Origin of the sequence: Pseudomonas sp. MM211, from assembly GCF_020386635.1 — a bacterium.
Classification (GTDB): Bacteria; Pseudomonadota; Gammaproteobacteria; order Pseudomonadales; family Pseudomonadaceae; genus Aquipseudomonas.
On the sequence record NZ_CP081942.1, the window covers coordinates 3477789 to 3494295 of the forward strand.

Below are 16507 nucleotides of genomic sequence, written 5' to 3' on the forward strand. Positions count from 1 at the left end.
GCGCGGCCATTTTTAGTACGTGGTCGTTCTGGGGGAAGCATGCTGCAAAATATCAGGGACAATTCACAGGGTTGGATTGCCAAAACCATCATCGGCCTGATCGTCGTTCTTATGGCGCTGACCGGCGTTGACGCCATCATTACCGGTACCAGCAACAGCCAGAACGCTGCCGAAGTGAATGGCGAGGCAATTAGCCAGAACGAACTCAATCAAGCTGTGGAAATGCAGCGTCGCCAACTGTTGCAACAGCTTGGTCAGGAATTTGACGCATCGCTGTTGGATGAGAATCTGCTGCGTGAAGCTTCCTTGAAAGGATTGATCGAGCGCTCACTGCTCGTACAAGGCGCTGCCGATGCCAAGTTCGCCTTTTCTCAGCCTGCACTCGACCAAGTGATCGTACAGACACCTGAGTTTCAGGTTGATGGCCGTTTCAATGCTGAGCGTTTCGACCAGGTTATTCGTCAGCTTGGTTACAACCGCATGCAGTTCCGTCAGATGCTCGAGCAGGAAATGCTGATCGGTCAATTGCGTGCCGGACTGTCTGGCAGCGGTTTCGTCACCGATGAAGAAGTGACGTCATTCGCCCGCCTGGAGAAACAGACCCGCGATTTCGCCACCCGCACCATCAAGGTAGATGCTGATGCGGTGCAGGTCAGCGATGATGACGTGAAAGCTTACTACGATGCCCAGCAGTCTCAGTTCATGAGCCCGGAGCAGGTGGTACTCGAGTACGTCGAACTGAAGAAAGACGCTTTCTTCTCGGAAATATCCGTCAGCGACGAAGAGCTGAAAACCGCCTACGAGTCGGAAATTGCCAACCTGGCCGAGCAGCGTCAGGCGGCGCATATTCTCATCGAAGTTGGCGGCGACATCAGCGACGAGCAGGCCAAGGCGAAGATCGAAGACGTCCAGAAGCGCCTGCAGCAAGGCGAAGATTTTGCTGCGCTGGCCAAGGAGTTTTCTCAGGATCCAGGTTCCGCAAGTGAAGGCGGGGATCTCGGTTACGCAGGTAAGGGTGTGTATGACCCAGCCTTCGAGGACGCTCTCTACGCACTGAACAAAGACGAAGTGTCGGCGCCGGTACGCAGCGAATTCGGCTGGCACCTGATCAAACTGTTGGGCGTGCAGGCTCCTGAAGTGCCGACGCTGGCCAGCCTGAAAGACAAGCTCGAGGCCGATCTCAAGACTCAGCGTGTCGAGCAGCGTTTTGTCGAAGCGACCAAGCAACTGGAAGATGCCGCATTCGAGTCCTCTGACCTGGCTCAGCCAGCTCAGGAACTGGGCCTGAAGGTCCAGACCAGCGAGCCGTTCGGGCGTCAGGGTGGTGAAGGCCTAGCCGGTAACCGTCAGGTGCTGCAGGCTGCGTTCAGCCAGGAAGTGCTGGAAGACGGTAGCAACAGCGGAGCCATCGAACTCGATCCGAGCACCCTGGTGGTTGTACGCGTCAAGGAACATCTCAAGCCGCAACAGCTGACGCTGGAGCAGGTGAGCGATAGCATCCGTGGTCAACTGACTCAGACCCGGGCCAGCGAAGCTGCCAAGGCCGCTGGTGAGGCTCTGGTCGCTGAGCTGCGTGACGGCAAGGCGCAGGCAGAAGGCGCTGACTGGCAGGTGGTGGAAGCCGCTACCCGTAATCAGGAAGGTGTCGACCCGGCTGTGCTACAAGCGTTGTTCCGTATGCCCAAGCCGACTGGCGACGCGTCCGAGTTTACTGGCGTTACGCTGGGCAATGGCGACTTCGTAGCGGTACGCCTGAAAGGCGTCAGCGAGCCTGAGCAGGCGCTGAGCGATGAAGAGAAGGCGATGTACCGTCGCTTCCTCGCTTCGCGCAGTGGCCAGCAGGATTTTGCGGCCTTCCGCAAGCAGTTGGAGAGCAAGGCAGACATCGAGCGCTTCTAAGTGCGGATGTCCGCTGAGTAAACAAAGGCCCCGGTTTCGGGGCCTTTGTGTTTCTGCAGCCTTGTCTCAGACTAAAGAAAAGGCCCCGCGTCGAGAGACAGCGGGGCCTTTTCACATTCAGCGATCGCAGGCTTATGCGCTACTGGCCGGCGACAGGAACGCAGCTTCCAGTAGTTGCTGCGTGTAGGCGTGCTGCGGCGCCCGGAAGATCGCCTCGGCGTCACCTTGTTCAACCACCTGGCCCTGCTTGACCACCATCAACTGATGGCTGAGCGCCCGTACCACTGCCAGATCATGGCTGATGAACAGGTAAGTCAGGTTGTACTTGGTTTGCAGCGAGCGCAGTAGTTCAACCACCTGACGCTGTACGGTGCGATCGAGTGCCGAGGTCGGTTCATCCAGCAGGATCAAGGCCGGTTTGAGCACCAGCGCGCGAGCGATGGCAATACGCTGCCGCTGACCACCGGAGAACTCATGGGGATAGCGATGGCGGCTTTCAGGATCCAGGCCGACCTCCAGAAGCGCTTCAGTGATCGCCTGCTCTTGCTCAGCGCCACTGCCGATGCCATGGATGCGCAAGCCTTCGCCGACAATCATACCCACGGTCATGCGCGGGCTGAGGCTGCCGAAGGGATCCTGAAATACTACCTGCATCTGGCGCCTGAAAGGGCGCACCTGGTTTTGCGACAGGCCATTCAAAGACTGCTTGTCGAAGCGAATGCCACCCTGGCTACCGATCAAGCGCAGAATGGCCAGCCCGAGCGTGGATTTACCCGAGCCGCTTTCGCCGACGATGCCCAGGGTTTGGCCACGCTGCAGGCTGAAGTTGATGCCGTCTACCGCCTTTACATGATCGACGGTGCGGCGCAGCAGGCCTTTCTTGATCGGGAACCAGACGCGCAGGTCATCGACCTCGAGCATGGTGTCGGCAGCTTGCGTCGCAACCGGGTTGCCATCCGGTTCGGCGGCCAGCAACTCGCGGGTATAGGGGTGTTGCGGGCTGGTGAACAGCGCCTCGCACTCAGCCTGCTCGACCAGTTCGCCGTTCTGCATCACGCAGACGCGGTGAGCGATACGCCGCACCAGGTTGAGGTCATGGCTGATGATCAGCATGGCCATGCCCAGGCGCGCCTGCAGCTCCTTGAGCAATTCGAGAATCTTCAATTGCACGGTAACGTCGAGGGCGGTGGTCGGCTCGTCGGCGATCAGCAGTTCTGGCTCGTTGGCCAGGGCCATGGCGATCATCACGCGCTGACGCTGCCCGCCGGAAAGCTCATGGGGCAGGGCCTTGAGGCGCTTCTGCGGCTCAGGTATGCCGACCAGCTCCAGCAGCTCCAGAGTGCGCCGTGTAGCCGCCTTGCCGCTCAGGCCCTTGTGCAGGGCGAGTACTTCGTTGATCTGCTTCTCGATGCTGTGCAAGGGGTTCAGCGAGGTCATCGGCTCCTGAAACACCATGGCGATGCGGTTGCCACGGATGCCGCGCAACTTTTTCTCGCTGAGCTTGAGCAAATCCTGATCGGCGTAGTGAATGCTGCCGCTGGGGTGCTGCGCCTGCGGGTAGGGCAGCAGGCGCAGGATCGAGTGGGCGGTGACTGACTTTCCTGACCCGCTTTCACCGACCAGTGCCAGGGTTTCGCCCCGGCGAATATCGAAGCTGATGTTGTTGACCACCTGCCGATGGCTGTCGCCATTGACGAATGCCACGGACAGATCGCGCACTTCAACGAGGTTTTCAGGATCGGTCATCTTATTTCCTCGGGTCGAAGGCATCGCGGGCGGCCTCGCCGATGAATACCAGCAGGCTGAGCATGATGGCCAGCACAGCAAAGGCGCTCATCCCTAGCCACGGCGCCTGCAGATTGGATTTACCCTGCGCCACCAGCTCGCCAAGTGACGGTGAGCCGGCTGGAAGGCCAAAGCCGAGGAAATCCAGGGCGGTAAGAGTGCCGATAGCGCCAGTGAGGATGAACGGCAGGAAGGTCATGGTCGAAACCATGGCGTTCGGCAGGATATGCCGGAACATGATCGAGCCGTTACGCATGCCCAGTGCACGGGCGGCACGCACGTATTCCAGGTTGCGGCCACGCAAGAACTCTGCACGCACCACATCCACCAAACTCATCCAGGAAAAAAGCAGCATCAGGCCGAGTAGCCACCAGAAGTTCGGTTGCACGAAGCTGGCCAGGATGATCAGCAGGTACAGCACCGGCAGACCTGACCAGATTTCCAGGATGCGCTGCCCAGTCAGATCCACCCAGCCACCGTAAAAGCCTTGCAAGGCACCTGCCGCGACGCCGATCACCGAGCTTGCCAAGGTTAGCGAGAGAGCGAAAAGCACCGAAATACGGAACCCGTAGATCACCCGGGCAAGCACGTCGCGGCCTTGGTCATCGGTGCCCAGCCAGTTGTCCGCCGAGGGCGGAGCGGGGGCCGGCACCTTGAGGTCGTAGTTGATACTGGAGTAGCTGAAGGGAATCAGCGGCCAGACCATCCAGCCATTCTTCTGCTCGATCAGCTCCTGGATATAAGGGCTCTTGTAGTTCGCCTGCAGGGGGAATTCACCGCCGAAGGTGGTTTCCGGGTAGCGCTTGAGCACCGGGAAGTAGAGCTCGCCGTCGTAACTGACGACCAGGGGCTTGTCGTTGGCGATCAGCTCGGCCCCCAGGGTCACGAAGAACAGGGCAAGGAAAATCCACAGCGACCACCAGCCACGCTTGTGGGCCTTGAACAGCTCGAAGCGGCGTTGATTGAGCGGGGAAAGTGCCATGTCAGCCCTCCCTGCTTTCGAAGTCGATGCGTGGATCGACCAGGGTATAGGTAATGTCGCCGATGAGTTTCACAACCAGTCCCAACAAGGTGAAGATGAACAGGGTGCCAAAGACCACCGGATAGTCGCGGTTGATCGCCGCCTCGAAGCTCAGCAGGCCAAGACCGTCGAGGGAGAAGATCACCTCGATCAGCAGCGAGCCGGTGAAGAACAGGCCGATGAAGGCTGCCGGAAAACCAGCGATGATCAGTAGCATGGCATTGCGAAAGACGTGGCCATAAAGCACACGGGTGTTGCTTAGGCCCTTGGCCCGGGCGGTGGTCACGTACTGCTTGTTGATTTCATCGAGGAAGCTGTTCTTTGTCAGCAGGGTGAGGGTGGCGAAGTTGCCAATCACCAGTGCGGTGACGGGGAGTGCCAAGTGCCAAAAGTAGTCGAGCAGCTTACCGCTGAAGCTCAGTTCGTCGAAGTTGCTCGAGGTCAGCCCGCGCAGCGGGAACCAGTCGTAATAGCTGCCACCAGCGAATAACACGATCAGCAGAATCGCGAACAGGAACGCCGGAATCGCGTAACCAATAATGATCGCCGAGCTGGTCCATACATCGAAAACGCTGCCATGCCGTGTCGCCTTGGCGATACCCAGTGGAATGGAAACCAGGTACATGATTAACGTGCTCCATAACCCGAGGGAAATGGACACGGGCATTTTCTCCAGGATCAAATCGATGACCTTGGCGTCACGAAAGAAACTCTCACCGAAATCCAGTTGGGCATAGCTCTTGAGCATGATCCAAAAGCGTTCGGGCGCCGACTTGTCGAAGCCGTACATCTTCTCGATCTCGGCGATCAGTTCAGGATCGAGGCCCTGGGCGCCGCGGTAGTTGGAGCCCGCGGTTGCTACCTCACCGCCACCACCACCGGATATACGCCCCGTGGCCCCACCGGAGGCGGCATCGAAGCCTTCGAGCTTGGCAATCATCTGCTCGACTGATCCGCCAGGTGCGGCTTGAATGATCACGAAATTGATCACCAGAATGCCGAACAGCGTTGGAATGATCAGCAGCAAGCGCCGCAGGATATAGGACAGCATTTAGCGTTCTTCCTGCTCGGTGGTGGGCGTTTCTTCAGGAGTGACCACTTCGCCGACCGGCTTTTCCTGCCACCAGGTCATCAGACCGTAATCGTACAGTGGCGATTTCTCCGGGTGCCCGAAGCGCTTCCAGTAGGCCACGCGGTAGGCGTCGACGAAATAGTTCGGCACCACGTAGTTGCCCCATAGCAGGACGCGATCCAGCGCCCTTGTATGAGTGATCAACGATTGACGCGAGTCCGCACGGATCAAGCCATCGACCAATTGGTCGATGGCTGGGTCGCGCAGGCCGATAAGATTGCGGCTGCCTGGATTGTCGGCGCTACTGGAGTGCCAGAACTCGCGCTGCTCATTGCCCGGCGAGCTAGACTGCGGCCAGATCGCCGAGGTCATGTCGAAGTCCCGCGAACGCAGGCGGTTGATGTACTGGGAGACGTCGACCCGACGAATCTGCAGGTAGATACCCAATTCCGCCAGGTTGCGCTTGAACGGCAGAATCACACGCTCCAGGTTGGCCTGGTGATTGATGAATTCGAACGCAAGCTGGTTGCCATTGGCATCGACCATCTTGTCGTTCTCGATACGGTAACCGGCTTCAGTGAGTAGCTGATAGGCGCGGCGGGCCTGATCGCGGATGATGCCGGTGCCATCGCTGACTGGGTTTTTGAAGGCTTCGGTGAACACCTGTTCAGGGATCTGCCCACGTAACGGCTCCAACAGCTTCAGTTCTGCTTCGCTGGGCAGGCCGTTAGCCGCCATTTCCGAGTTCTCGAAGTAGCTATGCGTACGCTTGTAGGCGCCGTAGAACAGCTGCTTGTTGGCCCACTCGAAATCGAACAGCAAGGCGATCGCCTCACGCACGCGTGCATCCTGGAACAGGGGCTTGCGGGTGTTGAAGACGAAGCCCTGCATGCCGGCCGGATTACGGTTGGGGAAGGCTTCCTGCACGAAGCGCCCGGCGCGCAGCGCCGGTGAGTTGTAGCCGGTGGCCCAATCTTTTGCCGAGTATTCGAGGTTAACGTCGAATTGGCCTGCTTTGAAGGCTTCCAGGGCGACGGCCATGTCGCGGAAGTACTCAATACGAATTTCGTCGAAGTTGTATTGGCCGCGGGCCACGGGCAGATCCTTGGCCCACCAGTCCTTGACCCGCTCGAAGCGTATCGAGCTGTTCGGTGAAAATTCGGCTATTCGGTAGGGACCGCTGCCCAGAGGAATTTCCAGGCTGCCACGGGAGAAGTCGCGGCCAGTCCACCAGTGTTTAGGCAGGACTTGCAGTTGGCCAAGAATCAGCGGCAGCTCGCGGTTTCCGGCATGCTTGAAATTGAAGCGCACTGTGCGCGGGTTCTCGGCAATGACATCAGCGACATCGGCGTAGTAGTGGCGGTACATGGGGTCGCCATGCTCGAGAAGGGTGTTGAAGGTAAAGATCACATCCTCGGCGGTGACCGGCTCGCCATCATTGAAACGTGCCTTGGGGTTGAGGAAGAAGCGCACGTAGCTGTCATCTGCAGCCTTTTCCACTTTTTCGGCCAGCAGCCCGTACTCGGTGAAAGGCTCATCTGGAGAATGGTAGGTCAGGGTGTCATAGATCAGACCCAGGCGATCCGCCGCGTTGCCCTTGGGAATGAACGGGTTGAAGCTATCGAAGCCGTTGAGGCCAGGCAGACGCAGGATGCCGCCCTTGGGCGCATCGGGATTGACGTAGTCGAAATGCTTGAAGCTGGCCGGGTACTTCGGCGGCTCGCCGTAAAGCGTCAGCGCGTGTTGTGGCGCAGCCTGGGACAGGCTGGCAAGGCCAAGCAGCAACAGGGCGCTGCCATGCATCAGGAATGAGCGCAGTGGACGCGTCATCGGGCGGTCTCCGTGGGTTTCAGCCACCATGTGCGAAGCCCCAGCGTGTAGGGCGGCGTGGTGACGAATGCAAAGCGGTTGCGGTACGCCAGGCGGTGATAGTCGATGTACCAGTTTGGAATGGTGTAGTACTGCCAGAGCATCACGCGATCCAGGGCGCGGGTAGCAGCTACCTGTTCGTCGCGGCTACGGGCAGAGAGCAGTTTTTCGAGCAGGGCGTCGACCACCGGATCGTTGATGCCTGCGTAATTCTTCCCGCCTTTGACGCTGGCTTGGCTGGAGTGAAAGTACAGCGACTGCTCCAGGCCCGGGCTGAGGGTTTGCGGCAGGGTCAGCAATATCATGTCGAATTCGAACTGATCCAGACGTTGCTTGTACTGGGCGCGATCCACCGTTCTCAGAGTGGCCTGGATGCCGATGTTCGCGAGGTTTTCAGTGAAGGGCTGGAGGATGCGCTCGAGATTGGGATTGACCAGCAGGATCTCGAAGCGCAGCGCCTGGCCCTTGTCGTTCATCAGGCGCTGGCCTGAGGGTTTCCAGCCAGCGTCGGCCAATAGACCGAGGGCGCGGCGCAAGGTTTCCCGAGGGATGCCACGGCCGTCGGTGACCGGCATCTGAAACGGCTCGGTGAACAGCTCTGGTGGCAGTTGGGCACGAAAGGGCGACAGCAGCAGCCACTCTGCACCCTCTGGTTTCCCTTTGGCGGAAAACTCACTGTTGGGGTAATAGCTCGCGGCGCGGGTGTAGGAACCATTGAACAGAGTGCGGTTGGTCCACTCGAAATCGAACATCAGACCCAGCGCTTCGCGCACGCGCACGTCGTCGAAGGTGCCGCGCCGCGTGTTCATGAACAGCGCCTGGGTCTGGGTGGGGATCTGGTGAGGGATTTCCGCACGTACCACATCGCCACGGGTGACCGCCGGAAAGCGATAGTTGTTTGCCCAGTTCTTCGCCTGCTGTTCGATGTAGAGGTCGAATTCACCGGCCTTGAAGGCTTCGAAGGCGACATGGCTGTCGCGGTAGAAGTCCACTTCGACGCGATCGAAGTTGTATTTGCCGCGGTTGACCGGCAGCGAGGCCCCCCACCAGTCCTCGACCCGCTCGAAGCTCAGGCTGCGTCCCGGATTGACTCCAGTGATTCGGTAGGGGCCGCTGCCCAGCGGTGGCTCGAAGGTGGTCGCCTTGAAGTCGCGATCCTTCCAGTAATGTTGCGGCAGTACCGGCAGCTCGCCCAGGCGCAGGATCAGCAGCGGGTTGTTCGAGCGCTTGAGTACGAAGCGTACGCGATGGCGATTGAGGATATCGACGCGCTTCACTTCCTGCAGATTGGTACGGTACTGCGGGTGACCTTCCTTGAGCAGCAGTCGGTACGAAAAGGCCACGTCGTAGGCAGTAATCGGCTTGCCATCGTGAAAGCGCGCTTCCGGGCGCAGATTGAATACCACCCAGCTGCGATCTTCGCTGTACTCCACCGATTGGGCGATCAGCCCGTAACTTGAGGCGGGTTCGTCACCTGAAGGGTCGTACATCCCGGTGCCGACCATCAGCGGCTCGTTCAGCTCGGTCACGCCATATTGCAGAAAGTTGGCCGTGGCGACCGGACTGGTGCCTTTGAAGGTGTAGGGGTTGAGGGTGTCGAAGCTGCCAGCAGCCATGATCCTCAGTGTTCCGCCCTTGGGCGCTTCGGGGTTTACCCAGTCGAAGTGGGTAAAACTGGCTGGATACTTGAGTGCGCCGAACTGCGCATAGCCATGGCTTTCGCTGAGCGTTGCCAGGGCCGGGAAGCTGGTGGCCAGGCCGAAAATCAGCGAGAGGAGAGGGCGTCTCAAGTGCAGTATCCGATCCGGGGCGGCAGAGGTCTTCGTACAGTAACAGCTTGTCTGTACAGGAAAAAGGCCGGCCCCGGCGGTGTGCATCAAGTGTGTCGCAATGAACTTCAGTTAGGCAGGCGCAGGGTCAGTACTTGGCCCGGTTTGAGCGCCTTGCCGGTTCTCGGATTCCAGCTCTGCAGGTTTTTCATCTGCACATTGAAACGCTTGGCGATCAGGTGCAGCGAGTCACCCTTGCGCACCTTGTAGTAGGTCACGTCATCGCGTTCCAGGCTGGCGACTGCCTGAGTGCCCGCCGTGCCCTGCAGCTTCAGATTCTGGCCGACACGCAGGGAATTGCCCTTGAGCGTATTCCAGCGCTGGATGTCGGTCACCGCGACGTTGTGGGCTTTGGCGATCTGCCACAGGTTGTCACCGTTGCGTACCTGGTAGCTGCGCGAGGCGATGGCGGTGTTGGCAGTGCGTTGCGGTGTCGAGTCCGGTGCTGGTTGCGCGGTGGTTGGCAGATTGAGGAGCTGGCCGACGCGCAGGGTATTGCCGGCGATCTGGTTGAGCTCCTTGATACTGGCAACGCTCAGCTCGTAGCGGTTGGCTATGCCGTGCAGGTTGTCACCTGGGCGCACCACATACTCCTGCCAGTTCTGCAGATCCTCGGGCTTGAGGGTCGACAGGTTGGCAGTCAGCAGCTCGACCTTCTGCGTCGGTACCAGCAGATGCTGCGGGCCGTCGACGGTGATGCGCTTCTTGAAGGCCGGATTGAGCAGATACAGCTCGTCTTCATCGACTTCGGCGAGGGCGGCGACACGGGAAAGATCCATGCGCTGCTTGAGCTCAACTTCCTCGAAGTAGGGCTCATTGGCGATTGGGCTCAGGCTCACGCCGTAAGCATTGGGCGCCATGATCACCTGGGAAAGGGCGAGCAGCTTGGGCACGTAATTCTGAGTTTCCTGGGGCAGCGAGAGGTTCCAGTAGTCGGTCGGCAGGCCGAGCTTCTGGTTGCGCTCAATGGCCCGGCTGACTCGACCTTCACCGGCGTTGTAGGCAGCCAGGGCCAGCAGCCAGTCACCGTTAAACATCTCGTGCAGGCGAGCCAGGTAATTCATGGCGGCCTGGGTGGACGCTGTGACGTCGCGACGGCCGTCGTACCAACTGGTCTGGCGCAGGTTGAAGTTGCGCCCAGTGGACGGGATGAACTGCCACAGGCCAACTGCATCGGCCGGAGAGTAGGCAAATGGGTTGTAGGCACTTTCGATCATCGGCAGCAGTGCCAATTCCATCGGCATGTTGCGTTCTTGCAGACGCTCGACGATGTAGTGAATGTACGGGTTACTGCGCTCCCCGGACTTCTCGACGAAAGACGGGTTGCTGGCGAACCACAGGCGCTGCTGTTCGATACGCGGGTTGACGCCGATGTTGTCCTGCAACTGATAACCCGCTCGCACCCGTTCCCAGATGTCCTTGGGTTGCTCAGCCTGAGCCGGCCCATTGATCCACAGAGGCTCGTGCGGAGTCCTGCCGCTCAGATCGACTGCAGGGACTGAGTCAACGGCCTGTTGATCCAGGCTTTGGCAGCCGCTGAGAATGGCAAAAATGGCCACTGCAAGCGCCGGATAACGCAAGGACAATGCCTTTGAATTCAGTGAGTTACAGGGCTGATAAGGCATTGGTTAGTGGGGGTGTCCTGGATCGAAAGTTGGAGGATTCTAGAAACCGATCCAGGGGTGGTCAAGTTTTGACCAGAGTTTTTGCGGCCCAGTCGTGTTTCAGAAGTGATCTTTCCAGGCACGTAATGCCGCGAAAACCTCGGCCTCGCTGTCGATCGAGCGACCCTCGCGGCTGGCGATCATTTCTTTAACCGATGTTTCAGCGCCGCGCAGAAAGGGGTTAGTCACGCGCTCCAGTTCCAGTACGGAGGGCAGACTGATACGGCCCTGCTCACGCCATTCGGTGACCTGTTGCAGGCGCTCGGTAACGGCCGGGTTGCCGGGCTCAACCGCGTGGGCGAAGCGCAGGTTGCTCAGGGTGTACTCGTGGGCGCAGTAGATCAGCGTGTCGTCCGGCAATGCGGCAAGACGCTGCAGCGAGTGGTGCATCTGCGCGGGAGTGCCTTCGAACAGCCGGCCGCAACCCGCGGCGAACAGGGTGTCGCCACTGAACAGCCAGTGATGGTCGTCCTGATAGAAGGCAATATGGCCAAGGGTATGGCCCGGCACGTCGATCACCTGAAAGGGCAGGCCAAGCACTTCTATACGTTCGTCATCGACCAGCGCCTGGTCGCGGGCGGGGATGTTTTCCTTGGCCGGGCCATAGACGCGCGCACCACTGTCGCGGCGCAATTGCTCGACGCCGCCTACGTGGTCCGGGTGATGGTGGGTGATCAGGATATCGCTCAGCGTCCAGCCTGGATGCGCCTGCAACCAGGCCTGCACGGGCGCCGCATCACCGGGGTCGACCACGGCGACGCGCTTGTCCCGTTCATCCTGCAACAGCCAGATGTAATTGTCCGAGAATGCACTCAGGGCTTCGATCTTGATCATCAGGTGGTCGCCAAGTTGGGGACAAAGGTGCATCTTAGGTGTCATTGTTGAAGATGGCTATGCAGGTAATCCCTATGAACAAGCGTCCATGAGCGACAATCCCTTTGCCCAGGCTGATGCCGATTGGCTTCAGCTGATTGGTGCTGCCCGAGAGTGGTTCACCACCCCCTTGGGGCGTCTGCTGCTGGAGCAGGAGCAGCGCTTGCTGGATGAAGAACTGGCACGTTTCTTCGGCGGTTACCTGGTGCATTACGGCCCATGCGCCGAAACCTCCATCGAGACCCAGCAGATCCAGCGCAGCGTGCGCCTTGGCGCGCCGTTCGCGGGGGTCGAGATCGTCTGTGAAGAGCAGTCCTGGCCGCTGGTCGAGCAGGCCGCCGACGTGGTGGTGCTGCAGCATGGTCTGGACTTCTGCCAGTCGCCCCATGGATTGTTGCGCGAGGCTGCGCGCAGCGTGCGTGCGGGTGGTCACTTGCTGGTGGTCGGCATCAACCCGCTGAGTGCCTGGGGCGCACGTCATCTGTTCGCTCATGACGTTCTCCACGACGCCCGCTGCATCGCTCCCGGGCGCCTTGCCGACTGGCTCAACCTGCTCGGCTTCGCGCTGGAGAAACGGCGCTTCGGATGTTATCGTCCGCCGCTTGCTTCCGCTGCCTGGCAGACTCGGTTGGCCCCGCTGGAACGCTGGGGCGGTGCCTGGCAGTCGCCGGGTGGCGGTTTTTACGTATTGGTAGCGCGCAAGCTGGTGGTCGGCCTGCGCCCCCTGCGCCAGTCCCGTCGCGAGCCGATGGGCAAGCTGGTGCCCATGCCGGTTGCCAAGGTCAGCCGTCGCGATAGCGACGCATCCTGAGCCACTGCTGCAATCTCGAATCAGACCATAGATAGAAAGGCGCTGAATGTCCGAACAAGTTGAGCTTTACACCGACGGTGCCTGCAAGGGCAATCCTGGCGTCGGTGGCTGGGGCGCATTGCTGGTGTTCCAGGGTGTGGAGAAGGAGTTGTGGGGCGGTGAACTAGCGACCACCAACAACCGCATGGAGTTGATGGGCGCGATCCGCGGCCTCGCCGAGCTGAAGCGTCCCTGTGACGTGCGTCTGGTCACCGACTCGCAGTACGTCATGAAGGGTATTCAGGAATGGATGCCCAACTGGAAGAAGCGTGGCTGGAAAACCGCCGCGAAAGAACCGGTGAAGAACGCCGACCTGTGGCAGCAGCTGGACGAGCAGGTCAACCGCCACAACGTGACCTGGCAGTGGGTGCGCGGCCACATCGGCCATCCGGGCAACGAGCGTGCTGACCAACTGGCCAACCGCGGCGTCGAAGACATCAGGAGCATGAAGCGTGCGTAGAGTCGTACTGGATACTGAAACTACCGGTATGCCGGTAGGCGATGGCCACCGGGTCATCGAGATCGGCTGCGTCGAGGTTGAGGGCCGTCGCCTGACCGGGCGCCATTTCCACGTGTACCTGCAGCCCGATCGTGAGATCGACGAAGGCGCCATCGCCGTTCACGGTATTACCAGCGAAGACCTCAAGGACAAGCCGCGCTTCAAGGAAGTCGCCGACGAGTTCTACGAGTTCATCAAGGGCGCGCAGCTGATCATCCACAACGCGCCGTTCGACGTGGGCTTCCTCAACAACGAGTTCAATCTGATCGGTCAGCACGAGCGCGCCGATCTGGCTTCCTACTGCGACGTGCTCGACAGCCTGCAAATGGCCCGCGAGCGCCATCCGGGCCAGCGCAACAGCCTCGATGCGCTGTGCAAACGCTACGGCGTCGACAACTCCGGCCGCGAACTGCACGGCGCCTTGCTCGACTCGGAGATTCTGGCCGACGTCTACCTGGCGATGACCGGTGGGCAGACCAATCTGTCCCTGGCCGGCGATGGTTCGGAGGGCGACGGTAACGGCCGCCAGCAACCGACGCCGATCCGCCGTCTGCCGGCTGATCGCGCGCGTGGCGCCGTGATCGCTGCCAGTGCCGACGACGTTGCCGCACACGTTGCACGACTGGCCGCTATCGAGAAGTCCGCCGGCGCACCGGCGCTATGGGCGCAGCTGGAGCAGGGTACATCCGCCTCCTGAGCGGCGAATTGCGACCTTTTCGTATAGCACCGCCTGCGAGGGGTTCCGTCCTCTCCGGCGACCCTCTACCCTGAGGGCACAGCGGGCCAATCCCGTGTGACCTCAGGTGTAGCTGATGTACAAAGACCTCAAGTTCCCCGTACTCATCGTTCATCGTGATATCAAGGCCGATACCGTGGCCGGCGAGCGGGTACGGGCCATCGCCCAGGAACTGGAGCAGGACGGTTTCACCATCCTCTCCACCGCTAGTTCGGCGGAAGGGCATATCGTCGCGTCGACCCATCATGGCCTGGCCTGCATTCTGGTCGCCGCCGAGGGCGCCGGGGAAAACCGCCATTTGCTGCAGGACATGGTCGCGCTGATCCGCATCGCCCGTCGGCGTGCGCCGCAGTTGCCGATCTTTGCCCTGGGCGAGCAGGTCACCATCGAAAATGCGCCGGCCGAAGCCATGGCCGATCTCAACCAATTGCGCGGTATTCTCTATCTGTTCGAAGACACCGTGCCGTTTCTGGCTCGCCAGGTGGCGCGCGCTGCCCGCAATTACCTCGATGGCCTGCTGCCGCCGTTCTTCAAAGCGCTGGTGCAGCACACCTCGCAGTCCAATTATTCCTGGCACACGCCGGGCCACGGCGGCGGCGTGGCCTATCGCAAGAGCCCGGTCGGGCAGGCCTTCCACCAGTTCTTCGGCGAGAACACCCTGCGCTCCGATCTTTCGGTATCGGTGCCCGAACTGGGCTCGCTGCTCGACCACACCGGCCCCCTGGCCGCCGCCGAAGAGCGGGCCGCGCGCAACTTCGGCGCCGACCACACCTACTTCGTGATCAACGGCACCTCGACCGCCAACAAGATCGTCTGGCATTCGATGGTTGGCCGCGATGACCTGGTTTTGGTCGATCGCAACTGCCACAAGTCGATCCTCCACGCGATCATCATGACCGGGGCGATTCCGCTGTACCTATCGCCGGAGCGCAACGAGCTGGGCATCATCGGGCCGATTCCGCTGAGCGAGTTCTCCCGCGAGTCGATCCAGGCCAAGATCGATGCCAGCCCGCTGGCCCGCGGCCGTGAGCCGAAGGTCAAGCTGGTGGTGGTCACCAACTCGACCTACGACGGGCTGTGCTACAACGCCGAGCTGATCAAGCGCACCCTCGGCGATTCGGTGGAAGTTTTGCACTTCGACGAAGCCTGGTATGCCTACGCCGCCTTCCACGAGTTCTACGCCGGCCGCTACGGCATGGGCACCACGCGTGAGGCGGGCGGGCCGATGGTGTTCACCACCCATTCGACCCACAAGCTGCTGGCTGCCTTCAGCCAGGCGTCGATGATTCACGTCCAGGACGGCGGCGTGCGCAAGCTCGACCGCGACCGCTTTAACGAAGCGTTCATGATGCATATCTCCACCTCGCCGCAGTACGGCATCATCGCCTCGCTGGACGTCGCTTCGGCGATGATGGAAGGGCCGGCCGGGCGTTCGCTGATCCAGGAAACCTTCGACGAAGCCCTGAGCTTCCGCCGTGCCCTGGCCAACCTCGGTCAGAGCCTGAGCAGTGAGGATTGGTGGTTCAGCATCTGGCAGCCACCACAAACCGAAGGCGCCGACGACGTATCGACGCCGGACTGGCTGCTGCAGCCCGATGCCGACTGGCACGGCTTCGGCGATGTGGCCGAGGATTACGTGCTGCTCGATCCGATCAAGGTGACCTTGGTCATGCCTGGGCTGACCGCAGGCGGTCGTCTCGATGAGCGCGGTATTCCTGCGGCGGTGGTCAGCAAATTCCTCTGGGAACGTGGCCTGGTGGTAGAGAAGACCGGCCTGTACTCGTTCCTGGTGCTGTTCTCCATGGGCATCACCAAGGGCAAGTGGAGCACGCTCTTGACCGAGCTGCTGGAGTTCAAGCGCAGCTATGACGCCAATCTGCCACTGACCTCAGTACTGCCTTCGGTGGCCCGTGAAGGCGCCAGCCGTTATCAGGGCATGGGGCTGCGCGATCTGTGCGATGCGCTGCACGATTGCTACCGCGAAAACGCCACCGCAAAATCCCTCAAGCGCATGTACACCGTGCTGCCTGAAATTGCCTTGAAACCGGCCGATGCCTATAACCAGCTGGTACGCGGCGAGGTGGAGGAGGTGCTGGTCGATGACGTCGAAGGGCGCATCGCTGCGGTGATGCTGGTGCCTTACCCGCCGGGTATTCCGCTGATCATGCCGGGCGAGCGGTTCACCGCGGAAACTCGCTCGATCATTGACTATCTGCGCTTCGCCAGGGCTTTCGAGCAGCGTTTTCCTGGCTTCGATGCCGACGTGCACGGGTTGCAACGTCACCAGGGCGAGCAGGGAAGTTATTACACGGTCGATTGCATCATCGAGGCATAACCGCGTTACAGGCGTCATGCAGAAACATCGGCTTGGGCGAGGCGTGCTGTACGTCACACCGGGCGTGATCGACTT

Annotated in this window: 12 protein-coding genes; 5 read left to right on the forward strand and 7 right to left on the reverse strand. The window is 60.5% G+C overall.

Annotated features, from left to right (window positions below; genetic code table 11):
- The first annotated feature begins 39 nt into the window (after window positions 1-39).
- Entirely contained in the window at window positions 40-1899 is a 1860-nt protein-coding gene (locus K5Q02_RS15990) for a SurA N-terminal domain-containing protein (protein ID WP_225832144.1), read from the forward strand.
- 132 nt (window positions 1900-2031) lie between these two features.
- Here the strand turns inward: K5Q02_RS15990 and K5Q02_RS15995 are convergent, their stop codons facing one another.
- From K5Q02_RS15995 to gloB, 7 genes are all read right to left on the reverse strand, one after another.
- Complete coding sequence (locus tag K5Q02_RS15995) at window positions 2032-3645, reverse strand: ABC transporter ATP-binding protein (RefSeq protein WP_225832146.1); 1614 nt, start codon at window positions 3643-3645, stop codon at window positions 2032-2034.
- Between the two features lies 1 nt (window position 3646).
- The gene (locus K5Q02_RS16000; RefSeq protein WP_225832148.1) at window positions 3647-4666 is read right to left on the reverse strand and encodes an ABC transporter permease; all 1020 of its coding nucleotides are present in this window, start codon (window positions 4664-4666) and stop codon (window positions 3647-3649) included.
- A gap of 1 nt (window position 4667) precedes the next feature.
- Window positions 4668-5756, reverse strand: a complete 1089-nt coding sequence (locus tag K5Q02_RS16005; RefSeq protein ID WP_225832150.1) for a microcin C ABC transporter permease YejB — start codon at window positions 5754-5756, stop codon at window positions 4668-4670.
- A complete protein-coding gene (locus K5Q02_RS16010) occupies window positions 5757-7607 on the reverse strand; it encodes an extracellular solute-binding protein (RefSeq protein ID WP_225832153.1) in 1851 nt (616 codons plus the stop codon).
- Window positions 7604-9436: an extracellular solute-binding protein gene (locus tag K5Q02_RS16015; RefSeq protein WP_225832155.1), complete on the reverse strand. Its 1833-nt coding sequence runs from the start codon at window positions 9434-9436 to the stop codon at window positions 7604-7606. The genes K5Q02_RS16010 and K5Q02_RS16015 overlap by 4 nt, the downstream gene beginning before the upstream one ends.
- Window positions 9437-9543: 107 nt before the next feature.
- Entirely contained in the window at window positions 9544-11100 is a 1557-nt protein-coding gene (locus K5Q02_RS16020; RefSeq protein ID WP_225832158.1) for a lytic transglycosylase, read from the reverse strand.
- A 99-nt stretch (window positions 11101-11199) separates the two neighbouring features.
- A complete protein-coding gene (gloB, locus tag K5Q02_RS16025) occupies window positions 11200-11973 on the reverse strand; it encodes a hydroxyacylglutathione hydrolase (protein ID WP_225839706.1) in 774 nt (257 codons plus the stop codon).
- 88 nt (window positions 11974-12061) lie between these two features.
- Between gloB and K5Q02_RS16030 the strand changes: the two genes are divergently transcribed.
- From K5Q02_RS16030 to K5Q02_RS16045, 4 genes are all read left to right on the forward strand, one after another.
- Window positions 12062-12823 carry a methyltransferase domain-containing protein gene (locus K5Q02_RS16030; protein ID WP_225832160.1) on the forward strand — a complete coding sequence of 254 codons (762 nt, stop codon included), beginning with the start codon at window positions 12062-12064 and terminating at the stop codon, window positions 12821-12823.
- 46 nt (window positions 12824-12869) lie between these two features.
- Entirely contained in the window at window positions 12870-13322 is a 453-nt protein-coding gene (gene rnhA / locus K5Q02_RS16035) for a ribonuclease HI (RefSeq protein WP_225832163.1), read from the forward strand.
- Complete coding sequence (gene dnaQ, locus K5Q02_RS16040; RefSeq protein ID WP_225832165.1) at window positions 13315-14058, forward strand: DNA polymerase III subunit epsilon; 744 nt, start codon at window positions 13315-13317, stop codon at window positions 14056-14058. The genes rnhA and dnaQ overlap by 8 nt, the downstream gene beginning before the upstream one ends.
- A 115-nt stretch (window positions 14059-14173) precedes the next feature.
- On the forward strand, window positions 14174-16432 hold the full coding sequence (locus K5Q02_RS16045; protein ID WP_225832167.1) for an arginine/lysine/ornithine decarboxylase: 2259 nt from the start codon (window positions 14174-14176) through the stop codon (window positions 16430-16432).
- Window positions 16433-16507 lie beyond the last annotated feature (75 nt).

Excerpts from the sequence above, each read along its gene's own strand:
- K5Q02_RS15990 (WP_225832144.1), top strand. The coding sequence starts at position 40 with ATGCTGCAAAATATCAGGGACAATTCACAGGGTTGGATTGCCAAAACC.
- K5Q02_RS15995 (WP_225832146.1), bottom strand. The coding sequence starts at position 3,645 with ATGACCGATCCTGAAAACCTCGTTGAAGTGCGCGATCTGTCCGTGGCA.
- K5Q02_RS16000 (WP_225832148.1), bottom strand. The coding sequence starts at position 4,666 with ATGGCACTTTCCCCGCTCAATCAACGCCGCTTCGAGCTGTTCAAGGCC.
- K5Q02_RS16005 (WP_225832150.1), bottom strand. The coding sequence starts at position 5,756 with ATGCTGTCCTATATCCTGCGGCGCTTGCTGCTGATCATTCCAACGCTG.
- K5Q02_RS16010 (WP_225832153.1), bottom strand. The coding sequence starts at position 7,607 with ATGACGCGTCCACTGCGCTCATTCCTGATGCATGGCAGCGCCCTGTTG.
- K5Q02_RS16020 (WP_225832158.1), bottom strand. The coding sequence starts at position 11,100 with ATGCCTTATCAGCCCTGTAACTCACTGAATTCAAAGGCATTGTCCTTG.
- gloB (WP_225839706.1), bottom strand. The coding sequence starts at position 11,973 with ATGATCAAGATCGAAGCCCTGAGTGCATTCTCGGACAATTACATCTGG.
- K5Q02_RS16030 (WP_225832160.1), top strand. The coding sequence starts at position 12,062 with ATGAGCGACAATCCCTTTGCCCAGGCTGATGCCGATTGGCTTCAGCTG.
- rnhA (WP_225832163.1), top strand. The coding sequence starts at position 12,870 with ATGTCCGAACAAGTTGAGCTTTACACCGACGGTGCCTGCAAGGGCAAT.
- K5Q02_RS16045 (WP_225832167.1), top strand. The coding sequence starts at position 14,174 with ATGTACAAAGACCTCAAGTTCCCCGTACTCATCGTTCATCGTGATATC.